The organism is Bacillus sp. RAR_M1_44 (assembly GCF_020165935.1).
Classification (GTDB): domain Bacteria; phylum Bacillota; class Bacilli; order Bacillales; family Bacillaceae; genus Bacillus; species Bacillus altitudinis.
This window is the reverse complement of record NZ_JAIUKX010000001.1, coordinates 115,626-137,927: the sequence shown is the minus strand read 5'-3', so window position 1 is coordinate 137,927 and position 22,302 is coordinate 115,626. Positions and strand designations below refer to the sequence as shown.

25 protein-coding genes are annotated in these 22,302 nt (G+C 40.2%); 19 read left to right on the top strand and 6 right to left on the bottom strand.

All coding sequences use genetic code 11. The features are described 5' to 3' along the window. The first annotated feature begins 65 nt into the window (after positions 1-65). From LCD34_RS00675 to LCD34_RS00665, 3 genes are all read left to right on the top strand, one after another. Positions 66-3,659 carry a dynamin family protein gene (locus LCD34_RS00675; protein WP_224558409.1) on the top strand — a complete coding sequence of 1,198 codons (3,594 nt, stop codon included), beginning with the start codon at positions 66-68 and terminating at the stop codon, positions 3,657-3,659. 41 nt (positions 3,660-3,700) lie between these two features. Next, a complete protein-coding gene (locus LCD34_RS00670) occupies positions 3,701-3,964 on the top strand; it encodes a YpbS family protein (protein ID WP_008346351.1) in 264 nt (87 codons plus the stop codon). Between the two features lie 275 nt (positions 3,965-4,239). Next, the gene (locus LCD34_RS00665; RefSeq protein ID WP_057079414.1) at positions 4,240-5,127 is read left to right on the top strand and encodes a 5'-3' exonuclease; all 888 of its coding nucleotides are present in this window, start codon (positions 4,240-4,242) and stop codon (positions 5,125-5,127) included. 37 nt (positions 5,128-5,164) lie between these two features. On the opposite strand, the gene LCD34_RS00660 is transcribed toward LCD34_RS00665, so the two are convergent. The 3 genes from LCD34_RS00660 to LCD34_RS00650 are packed head-to-tail and all read right to left on the bottom strand — an operon-like array spanning position 5,165 to position 6,420. Next, positions 5,165-5,290 carry a hypothetical protein gene (locus LCD34_RS00660; RefSeq protein WP_057079415.1) on the bottom strand — a complete coding sequence of 42 codons (126 nt, stop codon included), beginning with the start codon at positions 5,288-5,290 and terminating at the stop codon, positions 5,165-5,167. Positions 5,291-5,333: 43 nt separating this feature from the next. Continuing rightward, a complete protein-coding gene (locus tag LCD34_RS00655; protein WP_017359712.1) occupies positions 5,334-5,729 on the bottom strand; it encodes a reverse transcriptase-like protein in 396 nt (131 codons plus the stop codon). Position 5,730: 1 nt separating this feature from the next. After that, positions 5,731-6,420, bottom strand: coding sequence for a queuosine precursor transporter (locus LCD34_RS00650; RefSeq protein ID WP_007500834.1), 690 nt, complete (start codon positions 6,418-6,420; stop codon positions 5,731-5,733). Positions 6,421-6,514: 94 nt separating this feature from the next. Between LCD34_RS00650 and LCD34_RS00645 the strand changes: the two genes are divergently transcribed. The 3 genes from LCD34_RS00645 to LCD34_RS00635 all read left to right on the top strand — a co-directional run bounded on the left by LCD34_RS00645 (position 6,515) and on the right by LCD34_RS00635 (position 7,724). Then, positions 6,515-7,186: a ribonuclease H family protein gene (locus LCD34_RS00645; protein ID WP_007500833.1), complete on the top strand. Its 672-nt coding sequence runs from the start codon at positions 6,515-6,517 to the stop codon at positions 7,184-7,186. Between the two features lies 1 nt (position 7,187). Further along, positions 7,188-7,370: a zinc-finger domain-containing protein gene (locus tag LCD34_RS00640; protein WP_008346366.1), complete on the top strand. Its 183-nt coding sequence runs from the start codon at positions 7,188-7,190 to the stop codon at positions 7,368-7,370. Positions 7,371-7,541: 171 nt separating this feature from the next. Next, positions 7,542-7,724, top strand: a complete 183-nt coding sequence (locus LCD34_RS00635) for a hypothetical protein (RefSeq protein WP_008346368.1) — start codon at positions 7,542-7,544, stop codon at positions 7,722-7,724. Between the two features lie 51 nt (positions 7,725-7,775). Here the strand turns inward: LCD34_RS00635 and cspD are convergent, their stop codons facing one another. After that, complete coding sequence (gene cspD / locus LCD34_RS00630; RefSeq protein WP_003215784.1) at positions 7,776-7,976, bottom strand: cold-shock protein CspD; 201 nt, start codon at positions 7,974-7,976, stop codon at positions 7,776-7,778. Positions 7,977-8,243: 267 nt separating this feature from the next. Here cspD and LCD34_RS00625 point away from each other — a divergent pair, with 267 nt between their 5' ends. Further along, positions 8,244-8,945, top strand: a complete 702-nt coding sequence (locus LCD34_RS00625; protein ID WP_007500832.1) for an AIM24 family protein — start codon at positions 8,244-8,246, stop codon at positions 8,943-8,945. Between the two features lie 35 nt (positions 8,946-8,980). Here LCD34_RS00625 and LCD34_RS00620 read toward each other — a convergent pair whose 3' ends face one another. Then, positions 8,981-10,132 (bottom strand): diglucosyl diacylglycerol synthase, encoded by a 1,152-nt coding sequence (locus tag LCD34_RS00620; protein ID WP_007500831.1) that lies wholly within the window; start codon positions 10,130-10,132, stop codon positions 8,981-8,983. 228 nt (positions 10,133-10,360) lie between these two features. Next, positions 10,361-11,269: a homoserine O-acetyltransferase MetA gene (gene metA / locus LCD34_RS00615; RefSeq protein WP_079919897.1), complete on the bottom strand. Its 909-nt coding sequence runs from the start codon at positions 11,267-11,269 to the stop codon at positions 10,361-10,363. A 138-nt stretch (positions 11,270-11,407) separates the two neighbouring features. Here metA and LCD34_RS00610 point away from each other — a divergent pair, with 138 nt between their 5' ends. The 12 genes from LCD34_RS00610 (at position 11,408) to LCD34_RS00555 (ending at position 22,265) form a co-directional block, all read left to right on the top strand. Then, positions 11,408-13,090, top strand: a complete 1,683-nt coding sequence (locus LCD34_RS00610; RefSeq protein ID WP_045035054.1) for a formate--tetrahydrofolate ligase — start codon at positions 11,408-11,410, stop codon at positions 13,088-13,090. Positions 13,091-13,164: 74 nt separating this feature from the next. Then, entirely contained in the window at positions 13,165-13,647 is a 483-nt protein-coding gene (locus LCD34_RS00605; RefSeq protein ID WP_224558408.1) for a glutathione peroxidase, read from the top strand. Between the two features lie 2 nt (positions 13,648-13,649). After that, positions 13,650-14,273, top strand: a complete 624-nt coding sequence (locus tag LCD34_RS00600) for an HD domain-containing protein (RefSeq protein ID WP_061419408.1) — start codon at positions 13,650-13,652, stop codon at positions 14,271-14,273. 30 nt (positions 14,274-14,303) lie between these two features. Then, on the top strand, positions 14,304-15,443 hold the full coding sequence (locus tag LCD34_RS00595) for a conserved virulence factor C family protein (protein WP_206115516.1): 1,140 nt from the start codon (positions 14,304-14,306) through the stop codon (positions 15,441-15,443). 310 nt (positions 15,444-15,753) lie between these two features. Beyond that, positions 15,754-17,430 carry a dihydroxy-acid dehydratase gene (ilvD, locus tag LCD34_RS00590; protein WP_007500822.1) on the top strand — a complete coding sequence of 559 codons (1,677 nt, stop codon included), beginning with the start codon at positions 15,754-15,756 and terminating at the stop codon, positions 17,428-17,430. 81 nt (positions 17,431-17,511) lie between these two features. Further along, positions 17,512-17,946: a BrxA/BrxB family bacilliredoxin gene (locus tag LCD34_RS00585; protein ID WP_008346384.1), complete on the top strand. Its 435-nt coding sequence runs from the start codon at positions 17,512-17,514 to the stop codon at positions 17,944-17,946. 65 nt (positions 17,947-18,011) lie between these two features. Further along, on the top strand, positions 18,012-18,809 hold the full coding sequence (locus LCD34_RS00580) for a class I SAM-dependent methyltransferase (protein ID WP_224558407.1): 798 nt from the start codon (positions 18,012-18,014) through the stop codon (positions 18,807-18,809). Positions 18,810-19,075: 266 nt separating this feature from the next. Further along, positions 19,076-19,693 (top strand): YpjP family protein, encoded by a 618-nt coding sequence (locus LCD34_RS00575; protein WP_024718552.1) that lies wholly within the window; start codon positions 19,076-19,078, stop codon positions 19,691-19,693. Between the two features lie 18 nt (positions 19,694-19,711). After that, positions 19,712-20,239 carry a phosphatidylglycerophosphatase A gene (locus tag LCD34_RS00570; RefSeq protein ID WP_008346387.1) on the top strand — a complete coding sequence of 176 codons (528 nt, stop codon included), beginning with the start codon at positions 19,712-19,714 and terminating at the stop codon, positions 20,237-20,239. A 103-nt stretch (positions 20,240-20,342) separates the two neighbouring features. Next, the gene (locus LCD34_RS00565; protein WP_017367468.1) at positions 20,343-21,137 is read left to right on the top strand and encodes a thymidylate synthase; all 795 of its coding nucleotides are present in this window, start codon (positions 20,343-20,345) and stop codon (positions 21,135-21,137) included. After that, entirely contained in the window at positions 21,134-21,622 is a 489-nt protein-coding gene (gene folA / locus LCD34_RS00560; RefSeq protein ID WP_017359700.1) for a type 3 dihydrofolate reductase, read from the top strand. Before LCD34_RS00565 ends, folA begins: the two co-directional genes overlap by 4 nt. Before the next feature lie 19 nt (positions 21,623-21,641). Continuing rightward, positions 21,642-22,265 (top strand): lysophospholipid acyltransferase family protein, encoded by a 624-nt coding sequence (locus tag LCD34_RS00555; RefSeq protein WP_224558406.1) that lies wholly within the window; start codon positions 21,642-21,644, stop codon positions 22,263-22,265. The last annotated feature ends 37 nt before the right edge of the window (positions 22,266-22,302 follow it).

Sequence of the window (22,302 nt, the reverse complement as noted above, 5' to 3'; positions counted from 1 at the left end):
TTTATTTTGTGTAAAATGGTACACATACATAACTGACTTTTCTAAAAACAAAGGGGTTTATCGTCATGAAAGACTTGTCTATTCGAGATTCGCTCGTTCAAACTACAGGTGCTTTATATCAAAGCCTTCTGAAAAGGGATGATCACGAGCGCGCAGCCAAACTTGCATCTATTATGAAAAAGGAAGCTGAAGAAGAAGTATATATCGCATTTACCGGCCACTATTCTGCTGGTAAGTCATCACTAGTGAATCATCTTCTTCATGATCACATCCTGCCCACAAGCCCAATTCCAACGAGTGCAAACTTGGTTGTTGTCAGGAAAGGGGTCAGTGAAGTTCAGCTCCATACGTCTGATGGACGTTTTGCAAAAATGAGCGGTTCTTATGATAAAGAAGCGGTGCAGCGTTTTTGTAAAGATGGGGAACAAATTGAGATGGTGGAAATTAGCGGTGATTATAGTGGACTTGAAGAAAAAGTGGCACTCATCGATACACCGGGAATTGATTCAACGGATCATGCGCACTTTTTATCCGCTGCTTCGATTCTTCATCAAGCGGATGCTCTTTTTTATGTCGTTCATTATAACCATGTCCATTCTGAAGAAAACATTCGCTTCATTCGCTCGATTAAAGAGAAAGTACCAAATCTTTATTTCATCGTTAATCAAGTGGATCGGCACGATGAACAAGAGACAACTTTTGAAGACTACAAAAAACAAGTCGTTGAGATGCTTTTAAAAGAAGGCATTGAGGAAGAACATCTATATTTTACTTCTGTGACGGATGAGGCACACCCAAAAAACGAAATGATCCGTTTAGTGAAGAAACTACAAGAATTACAAACCATGCCTAAAGCATCGCTTCGAGCCTATACAGAGCAGAAAATCGAACATGTTTTAAAAGAACATATAGACTCGTTAAAAGAAGAACTGCATGAAGAGGACCTTGACGCGCGGCTGCAAGAAAAAAGGAATGAAGTGAAAGAACTAGAAGAGAAACGCCGATTTATTGAAAATGGTGCAAAGCAGGTAGAAGATGAAGTGTCTTCTGAAGTAGAGAACATCTTAAAAAATGCAAACCTCACGCCATTTAAGATGCGAGAGCTTGCAAGTGACTATATCGAATCAAAAGCACCTGGCTTTAAAGTGGGTTTACTTTTTGCAAAAAATAAAACCGAGCAGGAAAAGGAAAAGCGGGCAAATGATTTCTTAGCAGATGTAAAAAAGAGAATGAAAGCGGAAGTTGACTGGCACATTGCCGAGCTCCTTAAAAAAGAAATAAAACAGCATCAGCTTGGCGAAGCGTTATTAGACAAAGCCATGGCATTTGAGACACCTATTGAAGAATCCCTGCTTGAAAAGGTCATTCACCAAGGGGCAACTTTTTCTAACGAATACGTTCTTCAATATGCGAAAGATGCTGGTGAAGCATTGAAAAGACAGGCGAAACAGCAAGCGCTTCAATTGATTGAACAGATGATTGAAACCTTGAAAGACCAGCTCAAGAATGAACAGGAGAAGCAAGAGGAAAAACGGGAGCAAGCGAAACAAGAGCTTCAGAGCCTTGAGGGGTATAACGAAAAAAATGAACAAATAAGACAGGATATTCAGCATTTATGGGATATTTGGCAAAACGGAACGGATGATCATATCCCAGGCGACTGGTTTTATGCGAAAAAGCAATGGATGCAGCACGACCAGCTGGAGAAGAATCACGCATCAATTCATGTTAAAGAGAGCGATCAAGCTGCTGAACGGACAGAGCGCGATCAATACCGTCAATCGCAGCATTTAACAACAGCACAATCGATTGCACAATTTAAAGAGCTTTCCCGCATTTTATCGCCTTTAGCTATTCTAAAGTCTCAAAGAGATTCCTTTGAAAAACGAACAGAGCGGCTGCAGGCAAAAGAATTTACACTCGCTTTATTTGGCGCTTTTAGTTCTGGAAAATCTTCTTTTGCCAATGCACTTGTTGGACGAAAGGTGTTACCATCATCTCCTACGCCAACAACTGCAACAATTAACAAACTGACACGACCTACGGAAGATCATCCTCATGAAAGTGTCAAAGTGGTGTTTAAAACGAAGCAGGACATTCTAGAGGAACTCGATCAGATTCTTGGATTTTCGATCACAACAGAAAAAGGAGATTCGTTTCAGGCAAAGCTGGAAAGAGTACTGAAAAAACGGCAGCTCGAACAGGATCACCGAATCATTGTAGAACATTTTCTACAAGCCTATGCCAAGTTTCATGATGACATTGACAACCAAACGAATTTACATGTCACACTTCAAGAATTAAAGCCTTATGTAGCGGAAGAATCTGTTTCTTGTGTGGTGAAGGAAGTGACGGTGTATTTAAGTACACCTCTGACAGATAAAGGGCTGACGATTGTCGATACACCAGGTGCAAGTAGTATGAATAAGCGTCATACAGAAATCGCCTTCCAGTATATGAAGGATGCAGACGCCCTTCTTTATTTAACGTATTATCAGCATTCTTTCTCAAAAGCTGATCGCTCATTTTTACGGAAGCTTGGACTCGTAAAAGATTCCTTTAGCATGGATAAAATGTTCTTTATCATCAATGCAGCTGATTTGGCTAAGGATCAAGCAGAGCTTGAAACCGTATTTGACTATGTACGAAGCGAGCTCACAAAAGAAGGCATCCGCAATCCAAACCTGCATCATGTGTCTAGTAAGGAAGAGATCGAAGGGAAAGAGCCGACATCTTATAATCAATATGCAACACTGAGAAAACAGCTCGACTATTTTATTGAGGAAGAATTAACGAAAGATGCCATTGAACTTTTGCATTTTGAAGCTAATACATTATGTACAACGGTCGATAGACTACGTGCGACCTTGCATCAATCAGAAGATGAGAAAGAAGCTGAAAAGAAAAACATCAAGACATCCTATGAAGCCATTCTCGAAAAAATGCAAGTTGTGAAACGGTCTAAGCTTGTGACTGAAAGCGTAAAAAAAGACGTGCATGAACAGCTCTATCATATTGTACAGCGGCTTTCATTATTTGCGAATGATCTGTTAAAGTCTGCCTTTTATCCTGGCATATCTCAAGGGAATTTTGGTCAGCAGTTAAAAAAGGCACTTGAGAAAGCGTTAAAGGAGTATGAATTTGAATTTGTGCAGGAGCTCAAGGCGCTTGATATCCGAATGGAATCGTTTATCCACCATTATTTCCAGGAGGAGTGGGAAAAAGGGATGCAGGCTGCATGTGCGGAAGATCCTTACTTTTCTCTCAGCCTGTCAGCCCCTGAGGAGAAAAATGCTGAGCTAAAACAAATTGAAGTCGAAGCAGAGATTGCACCATTTGAGCCACTTTTAAAGAAACAAAAATCAGCGAAAGCCTTCTTTGAACAAAATGAAAAGGCTACGTTTATTGAAGCCATTCGAGATATTCTACATCAAATGACAACACGTTGGGCAGATAACGAAAAAGAAGAGTTGCTGAGCAGATATGAAAAGCTAGTGAAGACCTATACGGAAAGGTACGAACAAGATGCTCTCCAACAGCTCAATGAGCAAAAACAGACATTTATGACGAGCCTTACAACAGATGCTGAAAAACAGGCGGTCATTGAACAAGTTTATGAACAAACAAATGAATGGAAGAACCAGTTGAAAACGATATGATTCATGATAGACTATATAAAAAAGAAAGCAGTTGATAGACGATGACGAGCGTACACGAAGAAATTTCTGCACATTCACAGAAACAACATGCCCACATCCAATCTTTTCTTGCACTTGAACAAAAAAGAGAGCAGGCGATTGAATCGGCTGTGAAAAAATGTGAACACAATGAACCATTTTCAACAGATGAGATCAATGCCATTACGTCTAAAATGAATGAGCTTGCCCGAGGCGGAATTGTTCCCCTTCGTAAACATGTCACGATTGAGATGGTGGAGGAATACACCCAGCGTAAACAGAAGTAAAGAGTAACTTTCTCATTTTTGGTCATCTTAACAAATGAACCAGAAAGGGGAATGATCATGGCAAAAAAGCAAAACGTAAAGCAGCAGGAGGAGCGCATGCCGAAGGAAAAAGGCATGCCATCCTACGCAGAAGCGGAAACGAAAAAAATGCAATATGGTAAAAAGTAATCGGGCTGCCTCTTCTTTATCAAAAAGAAGAAGGCGCCTTTTTTATGTTCGTTTCGATGTTCTATGATAGAATAGGAGTATTGTTTATAAAAAGGGAGTTTAGATGAATGAATAAACACGTATTACTTGTAGATGGAATGGCACTTCTTTTTAGGTCGTTTTATGCGACGGCTGTCCATCGCAATTTTATGATAAATGATCGTGGTGTGCCGACAAATGGAGTGAATGGTTATTTGAAGCATTTGTTAACAGCTGTCCAAACATTTGAGCCGACTCATATCGTTTGCTGCTGGGATATGGGAAGCCAGACATACCGGAACGAATTGTTTCAAGATTATAAAGCCAATCGAGGCGAGGCGCCTGTTGAGCTTATCCCGCAGTTTGATTTAGCAAAAGAGGCGACAGCAGAACTGGGGATCATGAACATTGGTGTGACAGGTTTTGAAGCAGATGATTGTATTGGAACGCTTGCATCAATCTATCAAAACGAAGCACATGTGACCGTCTTAACAGGAGATAAAGATTTGCTGCAGATCTTGAATGAACAAGTGAACGTGGCTTTAATGCAAAAAGGCATCGGGAATTATAAGCATTATACAAAAGCCATTTTTGAAGAGGAAATGGGCATTTCTCCAAAGGCGCTGATTGATATGAAAGCGCTGATGGGTGATTCTAGCGATAATTATCCTGGTGTAAAAGGAATCGGCGAAAAAACAGCATTGAAATTTATTCAAACGTATGAAACGATTGATCGACTGTTAGAAAATGTTCATGCATTAACGGCAGCTCAGCAAAAGAAAATGCAAGCAGGATTAGAAGATCTGAAGCTTTCTCGTATACTGGCAGAAATTAAATGTGATGTACCACTCAGCTGTCCGATTGACGAAACAAAAATAAAAATGGACCCAGAGCGGGCAGCGGCAATGCTTCGCTTGCATCAAATTAAAGGGATCGAACCAATGGTTAACCGCTTAAATCAATTAGGAATCAGTTAAGGTTAGAAAAAAAGAAAGGGCTAAAATCAAGTTCATTTTAGCCCTTTGTGTTGCTTTTTTTCGCCTTATTTTCTAATTGCGATATTGGCTGTTTATCTTTTGTCTGCGCATCACCTTGAGGAGTCGTTCCGTTTGTGACACGGCCTCTGTTCTCTTTACCCAATTCGTATCACCTCACCCATTAGCATAACCAAAAGAAAAGCGATTCATCCTTTTGAAAGGTGAATCGCTTTTCTAGCGAGCTGATCAGCCACTTGATTTTCCTTGCTCGGAATCCACTTAATGAAAAATAAATCAAATTCGCTTTGAAGCTGCAGCATTTCTTCGATGAAATGACGAAAAGATGGATTTTTAGCAAATCCTGCATTGGCTGCACGATCCACTACTTGTGAATCAGTGCGGAATGAAACGGTCCGTAATCCTTTTTCTACGCAAATTTTCATGCCTTCAATGAGCGCTGAAAACTCTGCTTCATGATTGCTCATGATGCCAAGAGGAATGGAGAAAGACTCAGCTTTTCCGTCATATTTCAAGAATATGCCGATGCCAGATGGACCTGGGTTTCCGGCACTAGCACCGTCAATATATATTTCAGCTGGCAATTTATTTCCCCCTTTCATCAATCGGAACCATTTTTTTCGCCGCATAGGCATAAGGTGTGCCAATGGCAGCGACGATAAATTTAATCACATAAGTCGTGATGAAAATTTCGATCCATATATGGAATGGGTAGGTCCCAAGAAAGGCAATGGTTGTGAAAACGAGTGTATCAAGCAGCTGGCTAATCATTGTACTCCCCGCATTTCGCAGCCAGAGCGCACCATCTGAAGGAAATATCCGGCGAATAAACGAATATACATAAACATCTAACATTTGACTGATGATATAAGCAGCAAGACTACCAAGAGCGACCCTTGGCATAAAGCCAAATATCGTTTCTAATGATGATTGGGAAATGTCAGATGGAGCGGGATGGAAAAGCAAAGCCTCCTGCATGACAACAGTTAATGTTAAAAGGGTGGCAAAGCCAATCCAGACAGCTTTTTTCGCTTCGGTTTGTCCATATTTTTCATTGAGGACGTCCGTTGCAAAGAACACACTGCCGTATAAAATGTTGCCAAGTGTTGCCGTTAAGCCAAATAATTCAACGGTTTTGACCACTTGTAAATTGGCAGCAACTGTTGCAAAACCAATCCAGACGAAAAGCCCCATCTTGCCAAATCCTTTATAAAATAGAAGAACAATGATAAAATTAATGATCGCAAATAAGATCCAAATACCTTCATTAAACAAGTGACATGAACTTCCTTTCTAAATGTAAAATGTAACTTTTTGATTATAGCATAACGAACGTTTACCTTAAAAGTATGGGAAGGCGATGTGATCAATGAAACTAAGAGCGCACTATACAATGAAAGTGAAATCGATTGGGTCCATTGCTTTTTTCCAAGAAGATTGGATGGAGCTCAAAGAGGCCTTGCTTTTAGCAAAACATATAGACAAAAAAGAACCGCAGTCACTTTTATCATTTGAAGATGAAAAGGGTGCGATGTGGTCGACGAAAGAACTTGAAAAGCTAAACGAAGAACTTAGGCTTGAACCCGATCAGCTTCAGGTCTATTTTGATGCGAGTTTTCGCAAAGAAACAGGTGATGCTGGGCTTGGAATTGTCGTGTATTATCAGCTCGGACAGGATGCATACCGATTAAGGAAGAATCAGCCTTTTCAGAGCACCACGAACAATGAGGCAGAGTATGCGGCTTTATTTGAAGCGGTAAAAGCTTTAAAAGAACTGGGAGCCAGCAGAAACTCTGTTACGATTAGAGGAGATTCTCTTGTTGTGATGAATCAGCTCAAAGGGGAATGGCCTTGTTATGATGATATACATAACAAATGGCTCGACCGAATTGAGGCTGCGATTAAAGAGCTGAAGCTCACGCCAACATATGAAGTCATCGATCGTAAACAAAATGCAGAAGCAGATCAGCTTGCCAGACAGATACTTGCAGACGTCCCCATCGAAAGTAAGTTGAAATTAGAAGCAGACGGAGCTGAATAAAGTGGATAAAAAAACAGCAGTAAAAGAATTAACAGATCTTCAAGACACGTATTGTTCAGATTGTTTGATTAAGAAGCACTTTCGTAAAGAATTTGGCAAAAAATATGCGCACTCCTTTTGTATACAGCAATGCACGGTAGGAGAGAAGATCAAACAATACGGGAATGAATTACTCAAAAAATAAGCATACACTCCGGTTTTCCCCTAGATGTATCATACGCTCACGAAAAAAAACGAATAGAATGTGTAAAAAAAGAACATATTCTGAAAAATGAGCCGATATAACTATAGAAAGTTTTGGTTGAGTTACTTTTTGACTAAGTGACGGATAATAGAGGAAAAGGGGAAGGCCGGCATGGATAATAAGGATTTTGAAACGGTATTACATCGGACATTTCAAGAGGTGTACAGTGATCTAGAGCAACTGGTAGATGTAGCAAAGAAGGGAAGACCTTTTCTCGAAAAAGATATCTCTGAAATTGAACAAAGATTAAAGCAAAATATTTTAGCGATTGAAATTCAGCTGAAAATCAAATAAGAGAGGCATACGCCTCTCTTTATTTTGTCGTTTCATCATTGATTGAGTTGATTAGATTTTTGTTACGTTTGCAGCTTGAGGTCCACGATTACCTTCAACGATTTCAAAAGAAACTTCTTGTCCTTCTTCTAGAGATTTGTAACCGTCACCTTCGATAGCTGTGAAGTGAACGAATACATCGTCTCCGCCTTCAACTTCAATGAAGCCGAAACCTTTTTCATTATTGAACCATTTTACTTTACCGTTTTGCATATTGCTTTTTCCTCCTAGTACTGTAGCACACCTTTTGGCATACTAAAAAAAATTTTTCATCACCTAACGACTTAAGAAGTTGTTAAATGATGGTTCCACTATACACCATCAAAAGTAAAGCGTCAAGCAGGCAAGCCAAATTTTGAGCAGAATGTTTGATTTTTTTGTTTTTTTAGTGAATGACATTTATCTATAAAACGTCCTAATCTCATGAAACCTAACGTATAACTTGTCCGTATATAGTAAAAATACAGAAAGAGGTGCGTCATGAATCGTTACACAATTGAGGAGTTTGTTCAGAATACGCAGCAAGAAGACAAAGGGGAAGGGGTCTTTGAACTTGAAACACCAAGATTGTTAGAAATTAATTTAACGGATACCATTTGGGCAAAAACAGGCTCCATGGTTTCATATCGCGGGAAAATAAAGTTTGAACGTGAAGGTGTGTTTGAACACGGTGTCTCAAAGATGTTCAAAAAAATGTTATCAGGAGAAGGAACCTCTTTGATGAAGGCCACAGGTGATGGGAAATTATATGTAGCAGACCAAGGGAAAAAAATCTCGATTCTTCGATTGGCTCAAGGGGAGTCTATTTTCGTTAATGGAAACGACTTGCTCGCATTTGAACCGTCTGTTCGGTGGGATATTAAATTAATGAAAAAGGTGTCTGGCATGCTTGCAGGCGGATTATTTAATGTCAAACTTGAAGGACCAGGTCTTGTGGCAATCACAAGTCATTACGAACCGCTGACGCTGATTGTTCAGCCAGGTGATTCTGTTTATACAGATCCGAATGCGACGGTCGCATGGTCAGGAGATTTGCAGACTGAATTTGTGACAGATGTATCGTTCAAAACGTTTATTGGCAGGGGAAGCGGAGAGTCCATTCAAATGAAGTTTAGCGGAAGTGGCTTTGTTGTTGTTCAGCCGTTTGAAGAAGTATATACAACGAATGGAAATCAAGGTTAAAAGAAAAAAGGTGTCCGTCAATGACGGACACCTTTTTATGATAATGCTTGAGCATACGATTTGTTGCTCATGATCAGATCTGATTGTTCGACGATATCTTCTAAAATGGTTTGAGAAGATTGTTTTAAGTGTAATTTTTTGATGTTTTGTTTCATGGATTCTAATTTTTCTTCGTCTTGCAGCAAGTTGGTGACAGATTCTAAAATGTCTTCGTGTCTGTTGATGACAATGGCAGCGCCGTAATCTTCAAAGAAAAGAGCATTTTCTTTTTCTTGTCCTGGAACAGGTTTGTAAAGAATAACTGGGACACCAATTGCTGTTGCTTCTGTTAATGTAATCCCGCCCGGTTTTGTAATCATACAGTCCGTTACTCTGAACAATTCATCAATTTGTTCCACATATCCAAGCGCCTTCAATTGATTTGGGTGTGCTTGTTCAAGTTCGCTAAGCGATTGCTTCAGCGCTGCATTCTTACCGCACACAACAACAATTTGTACTTCACTGTCAAGAAGTAGTGCTTCACACAGTTCCTTCACATTTTTTAGTACACCATGGGCACCCGCCATAATGAGAAGGACTTTTTTGTCTGATGATAATCCATATTTTTTATAGATGATCGATTTAGGCACGTCTACTTCAAATTGTGGTCTAATCGGAATGCCTGTTACCTTGACATCGCTTGGATGTGTGCCGATTTCTACTAGCTTTTGTTTCACATAATCGGTTGCAACATAGTATCGGTCAATGTTTTCATGTACCCAAATTTTATGAAGACAAAAGTCTGTCATCACATTAAATGTTGGAATGACTTTACCTGTTTTGTTTCGGTATTCAGGTACAACAATCATCGGGAATGTAATGATGATGATATCCGGATTGTGTAATTGAATTAATTCATCAAGACGCTTATTTCCCATCTTTAAATAAATGTTAAATTTGCGTTTATTGTAAATTTTATCTACACCGTAATAAAACAAGCGATAAAATTGTTTCCCAATGGAGAAGCTCTTTAAATATAAATATTGAGTCACTTCAGACACAATGGGATTTGATTCTTGATACAAATTAGAAACTATCACATGTTCAAACCCTTGGGATTTGCATTCATCATACAGTGTTTTTGCAACCTGCATATGTCCATTTCCATAATTTGCGGTCAAGATTAATATTTTTTTATTGGTATTCAAGAATATTCACCTCAAATGTAATCAACAACAACAAAACTTCGTACGAAAACTATAAATCTCATAGGTCTACATATACATAAAGATAACATATAAACAGCGAGAGCATATCATTCGTTACGAAAGAATTAAACTAATTTTAAAAAACAAACAGACTAAATTGATAATGGAAGACAGAGCCATTTGTATTTTAACACATTTTAAGCATTTATCATCAGACTACAGTCTATTTTATTCCCACACATATGGTGTTTCTTGATAAACATAGTAATTAAGCCAATTCATAAACAGCAAAGTAGCATGGGCTTTCCAGCGGTTCACTGGAACTAATGTGTCTCCATCTTCTATGAAATAGTGGACGGGTTTTTTGACTGTATCATGTTTCAACAAATCTCTTTCATATTCCTGCTTCAATGTATCTGTATCGTATTCAGGATGTCCAGTTAAAAATACTTGTTTATCATCATCTGAAACAATTAAACAAACACCAGCTTCCTCAGACGTGCTCAATATTTTTAGATTCGGCGTGTTTTTTAATTGTTCTGTATTAATATCTGTATGCCTAGAATGTGGGACATAGTATACTTCATCGAAACCTCTTACTAATCTTTCTTTTTTCTCTTTGACAAGATGCTCAAAAACACCGAATTTTTTCTCTGGAAGCTTGATTTTTTCAATGCCATAATGATGATACAGACCAGCCTGTGCCCCCCAGCATATATGGAGAGTAGACGTCACATTCGTTTTACTCCAGTCCAAAATGTCCTGCAGTTCTTTCCAATAGGAAACTTCTTCGAAAGCTAAATGCTCAATTGGTGCACCTGTAATGATCATGCCATCAAATTTTTTATGGCGAATCGAGTCAAAGGTCGTATAAAATTCATCTAGATGCTCTCTCGATGTATTCTTCGGTGTATGTGTACTTGGAATCAAAAATGTAAAATACACTTGCAAAGGAGAATTTCCGAGCATTCTCAGCAGCTGCGTTTCAGTTTGTATTTTTTTTGGCATTAAGTTTAAGATCACGATATTCAAAGGACGGATATCTTGTTTGAATGCCCTTGTCTCATCCATGACGAAAATGTTTTCGCTCTCTAGTATTTGTTTTGCCGGCAGATGAACTGGTATGTTAATAGGCAACTCGCCACCCCCTGAACCAAAGCTAATTTCACTTCATTATAGGAACTTTCTGGCGATATTTCAATGTTTCAATTATGTTACAATGAAAAATAGAGCAAAAAAGAAAGCTGTTTCTGTCAAAAAAGGAGGCCATTAATCATGATCACAAAGCATTTATCAGATATTGACATTGCCCAAAAGGCAAAGCTGAGACCGATTCAAGACATCGCAGCAAAATTACACATACATGACGAAGAATTAGAATGCTATGGTTTCACAAAAGCGAAAATATCTTTGACTATTTTTGACCGTTTAAAGGAACAAAAAGAAGGAAATGTGATTCTTGTGACTTCGATCAACCCAACGCCAGCAGGTGAGGGGAAGTCCACCGTAACAGTTGGCCTCGGTCAAGCCTTCGAGAAAATTGGGAAAAAAGCGATTATTGCCATGCGTGAACCTTCACTAGGTCCCACAATGGGTATTAAAGGCGGTGCAGCTGGCGGCGGATATTCACAGGTGTTGCCTATGGAAGAAATTAATCTTCATTTCACAGGGGATTTTCATGCGATCACATCTGCACATAACGCTTTATCTGCTTTTATTGATAATCATATCCATCACGGAAATGAGCTTGGAATCGACGCACGCCGAATTGTATGGAAACGAGTGTTAGATTTAAACGATCGTGCTCTAAGACAAGTGGTCGTAGGACTTGGCGGTCAATTAAATGGGTACCCTAGAGAAGATGGATTTGATATTACGGTTGCATCCGAAATGATGGCCATCCTCTGTTTAGCAGACGACTTAAACGATCTAAAAAAACGTCTTTCTTCTATTGTTGTTGCCTACAATCAAGAAGGTGAACCGGTCACAGTTGGAAATCTAGGGTATGAAGGCGTATTAACCTTGCTTTTAAAAGATGCGCTGAAACCAAACCTTGTTCAAACGATTGAAGGAACTCCAGCGCTTGTTCATGGTGGTCCTTTTGCCAACATTGCACATGGATGCAATAGTTTAATTGCCACAAAAATGGCGGCAAAACTAGCAGATTACGTCGTAACAGAAGCGGGATTTGGTGCAGACCTCGGCGCGGAAAAATTTCTTCACATCAAAACAAGAGCTGGTGATTTTAAACCAGGCGCTGTTGTCATTGTAGCAACTGTCAGGGCGCTAAAAATGCATGGCGGAATGCAGAAAACAGAGCTCAAGGAAGCAAATGCACAGGCTGTATTAGAAGGTATACATAATTTAGAGAAGCATATTGAAACAGTGCAAGCCTTCGGTCTACCATACATCGTTGCAGTGAACCGTTTTATTACCGATACAAAAGAAGAAATTCAAGCAATAGAAAACTGGTGCGAAACGAATGGACATCCAGTCAAAGCCGTCAATGTATGGGAAGAAGGGGGAGCTGGCGGCGTAGCACTTGCCGAAGAGCTCACGACACTCATTGAAAAGAATGAAAACAGCTTTTCTTATTTATATGAGGAGCAAGATTCCATTGAAGAAAAGTTGTCAAAAGTCGCCAAAGTGGTTTATGGTGCAGACGGCGTCAACCTTACATCAAAAGCAAGAAAGCAGCTAGCTGCAATTGAGAAAAATGGCTGGGCCCATTTGCCGGTTTGTATGGCAAAAACGCAATATTCACTATCGGATGATCCGGCTTTAATCGGCAGACCAAAAGGCTTCACCGTTACGATTCGAGAGTTAAAACCATCTGTAGGAGCAGGTTTTATCGTTGCACTAACGGGAAGCATTCTGACCATGCCAGGTCTCCCTAAAAAACCTGCGGCACTTGAGATGGATTTATTAGAAGACGGCAGTGTGACTGGACTCTTTTAGCAGGAAGCATAAAAAGCGATTTTCTAAAAGAAGCATGTTACGATAGGAAAAAGTGAATCCTAGGAGGCTATGAGATGTCAATTTATGATATTCAGGTCAAGACCATTAACGGTCAGGAAAAATCAATGGCAGATTACAAAGGGAAAGTACTGATCATCGTGAACACAGCGAGCAAATGTGGACTGACCCCTCAATTTAAACAATTACAAGAGTTATACGATCAATATCATGAAAAAGGCCTTGAAATTTTAGGATTTCCGTGCAATCAATTTATGAATCAAGAGCCAGAAGGGGAAGAAGCAATTCAAGAATTCTGTTCGTTAAACTATGGTGTGACCTTCCCGATGTTTGCAAAAGTAGATGTCAATGGTGACAATGCGCATCCGCTTTTCAAATACTTAACGAGTCATGCGAAAGGTGTGCTTGGTACAAAAACGGTGAAATGGAATTTCACAAAATTTATCGTTGACCAAAACGGAGAAGTGACTGAACGATTCTCTCCTAAAACACTACCAAAAGAATTAGAAAGCTCCATTATCGCTCTTTTGGAGAAATAAGCATGTATTCGAGTAAGCAGCAAGAACAATTGGAGGCAGCTGCCTCCTTTGTTTCAAAACAGCTAAAGAATGAACCGACTGGACACGATGAAGCTCATATCAATCGTGTGCGCCAGCTTGCCGTCCATATTGCACAACAGGAGGGCGGGTCGCTTTTTGTCATTGAAATGGCAGCGATTGTCCATGATGTCATTGATGACAAGCTGTCTAGTGAATGGAAGCTTTCACCGCATGATCTCAAGCAGCAGCTCCTTTTGTGGGAAGTGGACACGCAAGATATTCGCTATATCATGGATATCATTACAACGATGTCTTTTCGTCACCGGCATATGCAGCATAAGCCAGTGACATTAGAAGGGGCCATTGTTCAAGATGCAGATCGGCTAGATGCGATAGGTGCAACTGGGATTGCAAGGGTGTTTACATATGCAGGTGCAAAAGGGGAGCCTCACTATACAGAGGGTGCTCACCAAGGCACAGTACTTTTGCATATGCAAGAAAAGCTGCTTCAATTAAAAGACTTGATGAACACACGTGCTGGAAAGCAGCTGGCTCATGAGCGGCATGAGTTTATGTGTCTATTTATTAAGACATGGAAAGAAGAATGCGGCCTTACAGATGAGTAGGGTCTTTATGTGTGTAAGGAGGATGTATAGATGAAAATAACTGCCATAGAACCAACGCCAAGCCCGAATACAATGAAAGTCATTTTGACAGAAGCGCTTGCAGGCGGTAAAAGCAATAACTACAAAAAAGATCAAAAAGACGAAGCGCCAGAGATGATCAAGCGCATTTTAACCATTGAAGGTGTAAAAGGTGTTTACCATGTAGCCGATTTCTTAGCGGTTGAGCGTAATGCGAAATTTGACTGGCAAGGTATTTTACAGCAAGTCAGAGAAGCCTTTGGACAAGAAACAGAAGGTCTTCAGGGAGAATCGCAGTCAGGTGATGACACATTTGGAGAAGTCAAAGTGTTTGTTCAAATGTTTAATGGGATTCCGATGCAGGTGAAGTTGACAGACGGTGAAAGAGAAGAACGATTTGGAATGCCTGAACGTTTCCAGGCAGCGATTTTAAAGCTAAGAAGCAGTTCAGATAATGTTGTATTTGAACGTGTGTGGAAAGAACATGGCGTACGTTTTGGAGAATTTGCTGATATCGGTCAAGAAGTCACAGAAGAGCTGCAAGCTGCATATGACGACGAGCGTTTATCCCGTTTAACAGAGGCAGTGAAGGAAGGTCAAGAGGCTGTAGATAAACAAGTGAACCGAAAAGCATATGATGTGACAGAAGAGATGCTGCGCGATGAAGATTGGAAGAAACGTTTTGCTCATTTAGAGCAAATGCAGCCAGAGAAAAAAGATATACCTGTTTTAATGAAAGCGATGGAGGACCCAAAAACATCAATTCGCAGACAAGCTGTTGTGAATGCTGGCATGATTGAAGATCCAGACATTTTGCCTATTTTGTATAAAGGGCTTGAAGATAAAACAGTGACGGTTAGAAGAACTGCTGGAGATTGTATTTCAGATCTTGGTGATTCTAGTGCGATTGAAGCGATGATTCAAGCCTTAAAGGACCCAAGTAAGCTTGTCCGCTGGCGTGCGGCCATGTTCCTTTATGAAGAAGGTGACGAAACAGCACTAGAAGCTTTAAAAGAAGCGGAACAGGACCCTGAATTTGAAGTCAGTCTTCAAGTGAAAATGGCCATCGAACGAATTGAGCACGGAGAAGAAGCAAAAGGCTCTGTGTGGAAGCAAATGACAGAAAGTAGAAAAAATGCATCAGAATCATAAGAAAGACGAGCAGGCTGCCAATAAAAGGCAGCTTGTTTTCTGAAAATGGCTTTTTTATTGGCAGAAAAATTTTTTTAGAAAAATTATTTTGAATATTGTTGAAATATGAGAAAAAACTCTATATAGTAGTACCAATATAGAATATTGGAGGTCAGATTTTATGACACAATCCTTGCTGAGCACTTGCTTCAGCAGAGAAATCAGTCACTATCTATTATAGGTGGCTAAATAAACAGAAAATTTGTAAAATAAAATGAACTCAAAATCATACAGTCAACAAGACTAGTAGTATAGGAGGCTTTTTAAACAGATGGCAGAACTTCGCAGTAATATGATTAAACAAGGAATTGACAGAGCACCTCACCGAAGCTTACTAAGAGCAGCTGGGGTAAAAGATGAGGATTTTGGCAAGCCGTTTATTGCCGTATGTAATTCCTATATTGATATTGTCCCAGGGCATGTCCATCTTCAGGAATTCGGAAAAATTGTGAAAGAAGCCATTCGTGAAGCTGGCGGTGTTCCATTTGAATTTAATACAATCGGTGTAGATGATGGTATTGCGATGGGGCATATTGGGATGAGATATTCATTGCCAAGCCGTGAAATCATTGCTGATTCAGTAGAGACCGTGGTGTCTGCACACTGGTTTGATGGCATGGTGTGTATTCCTAACTGTGATAAAATCACGCCAGGTATGATGATGGCTGCCATGCGTGTGAATATCCCAACTGTATTTGTCAGTGGTGGACCGATGGAAGCTGGGAGAACAAGTGATGGCAGAAAAATTTCTCTTTCTTCTGTCTTTGAAGGCGTAGGCGCATACCAATCAGGGAAAATTAATGAAGAGGAGTTAAACGAATTAGAGCAATTTGGCTGTCCAACATGCGGATCTTGCTCTGGTATGTTTACAGCAAACTCAATGAACTGTTTAGCAGAGGCGCTAGGGATTGCTCTTCCTGGAAATGGAACCATTCTGGCGACTTCACCAGAACGAAGAGAATTTGCGAAGAAATCAGCAAAACAATTGATGGAGCTAATCAAAAAAGACATTAAACCACGTGATATTGTCACGGAAAAAGCGATTGATAACGCATTTGCTTTAGATATGGCACTTGGTGGTTCAACAAATACAGTTCTTCATACATTGGCGATTGCAAACGAAGCAGGCGTTGAATATTCACTTGAACGCATCAATGAAGTCGCAGAACGTGTGCCGCATTTATCGAAACTTGCTCCAGCTTCAGATGTATATATTGAAGATTTACATGAAGCTGGCGGAGTGACCGCTGCACTAAATGAATTGTCCAAAAAAGAGGGGGCTCTTCATTTAGATACCATGACCGTCACAGCGAAAACGTTAGGCGAGAACATTGCAGGTCATGAGGTAAAAGATTATAACGTCATTTATCCAATTGACAAGCCATTTACTGAAAAGGGCGGCTTAGCCGTTTTATTTGGAAACCTTGCGCCAGATGGAGCAATCATTAAAACAGGCGGTGTACAAGACGGCATCACACGTCATGAAGGACCTGCGATCGTATTTGAATCCCAAGAGGAAGCACTTGAAGGAATCATTAATCGAAAAGTAGAAGCAGGACATGTTGTCATTATTCGTTATGAAGGACCTAAAGGCGGTCCAGGTATGCCTGAAATGCTAGCACCAACTTCACAAATTGTTGGAATGGGACTTGGTCCAAAGGTTGCTTTAATTACAGACGGACGATTCTCCGGTGCTTCTCGCGGATTGTCTATTGGACACGTCTCTCCAGAGGCAGCAGAAGGCGGCCCGCTTGCCTTTGTTGAAAATGGTGATCATGTCGTTGTCGATATCGAAAAACGCATTTTAAGCGTAGATGTCCCGGAAGAAGAATGGGAAAAAAGAAAAGCAAACTGGAAAGGCTTTGAGCCAAAAGTAAAAACAGGTTACCTTGCCAGATACTCAAAACTTGTGACATCAGCCAATACAGGCGGAATCATGAAAATTTAATGTGAAATTGATCATTTGAAAATTGGCTCTCTCTATAGTATCCTTTATTCACAACATAAGGATTATAGAGGGGGCTTTTTTATGTCAATGGCATATGAAGAATATATGCGTCAGCTCGTCGTACCAATGCGCCAAGAACTGACAAGTGCAGGGTTTCAAGAATTGACGACTGAAGAAGAAGTAGAAAAAACGATGCAGGAAGCAGAAGGAACAACATTTGTTGTCGTCAATTCCGTATGCGGATGTGCTGCTGGTTTAGCACGCCCTGCTGCTACTCAAGCTGTCATGAAAGCAGAAAAAGCACCAGATCGAATGGTGACGGTTTTTGCTGGTCAGGACCGGGAAGCAACGGCTAAAATGAGAGAATACTTCACAGGTGAGGAGCCATCTTCTCCATCTATGGCACTTTTAAAAGGAAATGAACTCGTTCACTTTATCCCGCGTGACGAAATTGAAGGTCATGAAATGGAAGATATTATGAAGAACGTCTTATCTGCATTTGAAAAACATTGCTAATACAAATGTTGAAATGTCCTGTGATCCATCAGGGCATTTTTTCTTGATTATGATGGAGGAACGTCATGCTCATTACAACAAGCTTTAGAGCAAATGAACAAACAATTGAAACGGCAAAGGCCCTCGCAAAGGACTTGCATGGTGAGTATATCGAGCGGCGCAAACAATCTGTCAAACAGCTTGCGATCAAGCGGGGGGATGTACTCGTTGTTGGGAAAGAACGATTTGAATGGTATCAGCCAAATGGTGAAAAGTTCTTTTTCCATCCAAGCTCAGCGATGTTTAGGGTGAAGCGGATCCTTCGTGGTGAAAAAGATCCATTAATAGAAGCAGCACAATTAAAGCCGGGCGATTCCTTTTTAGATTGTACGCTTGGGTTAGGATCAGATGCGATTACCGCAAGCTGCGCTACAGGCGCCAATGGAGAAGTGGCAGGCATTGAAAAAAATCCGATGACGGCATTGCTTGTTCGAGAAGGACTCAGCACATGGGAAACGGGTGTGAGAGAGGCAGACGAAGCAATGAAACGGATATCTGTTATCAGCGGGGATAGTATTGAGCAGTTAAAGAAGCTCCCTGATCGATCCTATGATATCGTCTATTTTGACCCAATGTTTGAAGAAACCATACAAGAGTCTGCTAGTATGATGCCGCTTCGTCATGCAGCTGAGCATCATTTTAACCATGAAACCGCTGTGAAAGAAGCAATGAGAGTGGCTAGAAAAAGAGTGGTTTTAAAAGATCATTGGAAAAGCACACGATTTACCACTGATTCCTATCAATTTCAGGTGATGAAACGCAAAACCGCCCAATTCCATTACGGATATATCTCAATAGAAGAAGACAAATCAACAAAACTTTAATCACTCTTAACAATTAAAAAAGCCCTATTTCAGGGCTTTTAATCGGTGATCTCCATATAGACAAAATAAAATAACGTCAGCAAGGAAGCTGTGATGAAAAACCCTTCAAGCATATCCATTCCTCCCAAATTTTAGTCGTCGTTACTGTCATTGTAAACGTTTTATCATGAAAAAGAAAGTCTCAACTCAATGACCAAATTGAATGACTGAAAATTCATTATATGCTAGAATAGCAGTATGATAACTTATGGAAGGAATTAGATATCATGAAAATGTGGATGAGAAAAACGCTTGTTGCACTCTTTACGATTGCGACTTTTGGTTTAATCTCTCCTCCATCGGCTTTGATGACAGACAAGCCATCTGAACTTTCTTCATCTGATAAATCACCTTATACAGCAGTTTATGATACATCAGATGATACGCGCAGCTGGGAACTATCGCAAGAAGACAACAAAGAGCGGGTAGACCCCTTTGAGCAATATAAGCAAGAGGTTCTATCAAGTGCAGAAAACCAATCCTTTCTCAAATTTGGTCGTAAAATCACACCTGTCATTGAGGACGAGTATAGAGAAGAGATTCAACCCAAAATTGAACAAGTGCTAACCGACTTTTTAACAAATTTCAAAGATGACGAAAAATTTCAAGATGTTGTTTTAACTGATCAGCCTTCAAGCGGAAATGGGGAAAAAATCTTCCACATTTATAATAGAAAGACTGGAGAAGATTTGCTTCGTTTTCATGTCAGGAGAGATCAGCCGCCTCACAGCGGATATTGGTTTAACTTTCACTACCATACAGCAGAAGATGGATTCCAGACGCATCATGAACTCGGTAATATTTACTGGGATAAAAACACCCCGCCGAGCTGGATGAGCCACTAGAAGGAGATGTCATGCCAATTGAAAAAGTATACAATGAACGAAATGGTTCGCATTACAAAACAGATGTTAAACGAGCGTGGAGTGAAAATAGAAGATATTGCACATATTGTGCTGAAACTCCAAGAGAAATACAACCCAAATCTTCCACTTAGTGTCTGCATTGAAAATGTTGAAAAAGTGCTGAATAAAAGGGAAATTGTCCACGCAGTTTTGACAGGACTTGCTCTTGATCAGCTGGCAGAAAAAAAGCTTTTGCCAGAACCTTTGCAGCATTTAGTTGAAACAGATGAACCGCTATATGGAATTGATGAGATTATTCCGCTTTCCATTGTCAATGTATATGGATCAATCGGTTTGACCAACTTCGGTTATCTAGACAAAGAGAAATTTGGTATTATTAGAGAATTAGATGAAGGTCGTCCTGGTGAAGTACACACCTTCCTTGATGACCTTGTCGCTGCGCTTGCCGCAGCAGCAGCAAGCCGCATAGCTCACTCTCACCAAGATATTAAGGACGAAGAGCAGGATCGAGTGAATCAAGCATAAAAAGAAAAACATGTCTGCTCATCATGCAGACATGTTTTTTTGGTTTCAACAAAAGCAGAAATAAGGTAAACTACAACAAGAACATAAATAAAGGATGAAAAAAATGAAACAATACAAAGAGTTATGCCGTCATGTATTACAGCACGGGGATGAAAAAGGTGACAGAACAGGAACAGGCACTATCAGCACGTTCGGTTACCAAATGAGATTTGATTTACAGGAAGGGTTTCCTTTATTAACAACAAAGAAATTACACCTGAAATCAATCATTCATGAGTTACTGTGGTTTTTAAAAGGTGATACAAATGTCAAATATCTTCAAGAAAATGGTGTCCGTATTTGGAATGAATGGGCAGATGAAAATGGAGAGCTAGGGCGTGTGTATGGTGCGCAGTGGAGATCATGGGCGAGTGGAGACGGAGAGACAGTAGATCAGATCAGCAAGCTGATCCATGATATTGAGAATCATCCTAATTCGAGAAGATTGATTGTCAGTGCGTGGAATCCAGGAGAAATTGATCAGATGGCGCTGCCTCCTTGTCATTGCTTGTTTCAATTTTATGTATCAAACGGTAAATTATCGTGCCAGCTCTATCAACGTTCGGCAGATATCTTTTTAGGTGTGCCTTTTAATATTGCTTCGTATGCACTTCTAACGATGATGATTGCCAAAGTGACAAACCTTGAGCCAGGAGAGTTTATTCATACGCTAGGAGATGCTCATATTTATCAAAATCATCTTCCGCAGGTCAAAATGCAGTTAGAGCGTGAGGAGCGCACACTTCCGCAGCTTCGCATCACTAGAGATGTCAAAAGTATTTTTGATTTTACGTTTGATGATTTTGTGCTTGAGAACTATGATCCACATCCGCATATTAAAGGAGAAGTCAGTGTATGATTTCCATGATAGTGGCGACAGGAAAAGACAGAGTCATTGGCAAAGATAATCAAATGCCTTGGCATTTACCCGCTGATTTAGCGTATTTTAAAAAAGTCACAAGTGGCCATACCATTGTCATGGGCAGAAAAACGTTTGAATCAATTGGACGAGCACTGCCTAACCGCCGGAATATCGTGTTGACCACAAGTTCTTCTTTTCAAGCTGAAGGATGCGAGGTAGTCCATTCAATCGATGATATTTTAACCATTGCGAAGACCGAGGAAGAATTATTGATCATTGGCGGGTCTAAGCTGTATGAGGAAATGATGCCATACGCAGATCGTCTATATATCACGCACATTCATCATTCATTTGAAGGCGACCGTTTCTTCCCTTATTACGATGAAGATCATTGGACGGTTGTATCACGTGAAAAAGGCCATCGTGACGAAAAGAACCCCTACAATTATGAATTTGTCGTCTATGACAGAAAAGAAGGATAAGTGAGTAGGAGGAGTACGGTTGTTTCGTTATTGGTTTTTAACGATTTATGTTGTTGTATCCTTTTTAAAAAGTATAAGGCATTTGTATGATCATGAATTAACGGATCCACGCATTTCCTATACGAAACGAATGCATCTCATCCATGAGCATGCAAAAAGGTTTTCCAGAGGGTGTATTGATCAATCAGGATCGGTCATGACCATTCATCAGCAAAAAAAGCTGCCAGATGGTCCTGTTATTTATGTCACAGAAGCACATCATCCAGTGACAACGACATTGCTGATTGGTCACTTAGAGAAGCCATTTGCTTTTATGGCAAAACCGCATCTGTTTCGCTATCCCATCTTAAAACAATGGTTGAAGAAGATGGCGGTGATCAAGCAGAATCAATCTGATGAGGCGTTATTAGAAGAAGCAAGAGAGAGAGTTCTATCTGGCCAGAGTCTGTTGCTTTCTGAACAGTATCGTGTCATGGCAGAAACGCTTGCTGAAGAATGTAACTGCTCACTTGTTCCGGTTGAAACAAGCGGCACAGACCGTCTGTTAACAGGGAAGATCGTCAAAAGACTTCGTCCAGTTAATGTCGATATCCATATCAAAGCACCGGTCAAGATGAGTGATTACGCACAAAAGCGCGCATAGAAAAAACCAGCATCCACATTCGGATGCTGGTTTTTTG

Excerpts from the sequence above, each read along its gene's own strand:
- LCD34_RS00675 (WP_224558409.1), top strand. The coding sequence starts at position 66 with ATGAAAGACTTGTCTATTCGAGATTCGCTCGTTCAAACTACAGGTGCT.
- LCD34_RS00670 (WP_008346351.1), top strand. The coding sequence starts at position 3,701 with ATGACGAGCGTACACGAAGAAATTTCTGCACATTCACAGAAACAACAT.
- LCD34_RS00665 (WP_057079414.1), top strand. The coding sequence starts at position 4,240 with ATGAATAAACACGTATTACTTGTAGATGGAATGGCACTTCTTTTTAGG.
- LCD34_RS00645 (WP_007500833.1), top strand. The coding sequence starts at position 6,515 with ATGAAACTAAGAGCGCACTATACAATGAAAGTGAAATCGATTGGGTCC.
- LCD34_RS00635 (WP_008346368.1), top strand. The coding sequence starts at position 7,542 with ATGGATAATAAGGATTTTGAAACGGTATTACATCGGACATTTCAAGAG.
- cspD (WP_003215784.1), bottom strand. The coding sequence starts at position 7,976 with ATGCAAAACGGTAAAGTAAAATGGTTCAATAATGAAAAAGGTTTCGGC.
- LCD34_RS00625 (WP_007500832.1), top strand. The coding sequence starts at position 8,244 with ATGAATCGTTACACAATTGAGGAGTTTGTTCAGAATACGCAGCAAGAA.
- LCD34_RS00610 (WP_045035054.1), top strand. The coding sequence starts at position 11,408 with ATGATCACAAAGCATTTATCAGATATTGACATTGCCCAAAAGGCAAAG.
- LCD34_RS00605 (WP_224558408.1), top strand. The coding sequence starts at position 13,165 with ATGTCAATTTATGATATTCAGGTCAAGACCATTAACGGTCAGGAAAAA.
- LCD34_RS00600 (WP_061419408.1), top strand. The coding sequence starts at position 13,650 with ATGTATTCGAGTAAGCAGCAAGAACAATTGGAGGCAGCTGCCTCCTTT.
- LCD34_RS00595 (WP_206115516.1), top strand. The coding sequence starts at position 14,304 with ATGAAAATAACTGCCATAGAACCAACGCCAAGCCCGAATACAATGAAA.
- ilvD (WP_007500822.1), top strand. The coding sequence starts at position 15,754 with ATGGCAGAACTTCGCAGTAATATGATTAAACAAGGAATTGACAGAGCA.
- LCD34_RS00585 (WP_008346384.1), top strand. The coding sequence starts at position 17,512 with ATGTCAATGGCATATGAAGAATATATGCGTCAGCTCGTCGTACCAATG.
- LCD34_RS00580 (WP_224558407.1), top strand. The coding sequence starts at position 18,012 with ATGCTCATTACAACAAGCTTTAGAGCAAATGAACAAACAATTGAAACG.
- LCD34_RS00575 (WP_024718552.1), top strand. The coding sequence starts at position 19,076 with ATGAAAATGTGGATGAGAAAAACGCTTGTTGCACTCTTTACGATTGCG.
- LCD34_RS00565 (WP_017367468.1), top strand. The coding sequence starts at position 20,343 with ATGAAACAATACAAAGAGTTATGCCGTCATGTATTACAGCACGGGGAT.
- folA (WP_017359700.1), top strand. The coding sequence starts at position 21,134 with ATGATTTCCATGATAGTGGCGACAGGAAAAGACAGAGTCATTGGCAAA.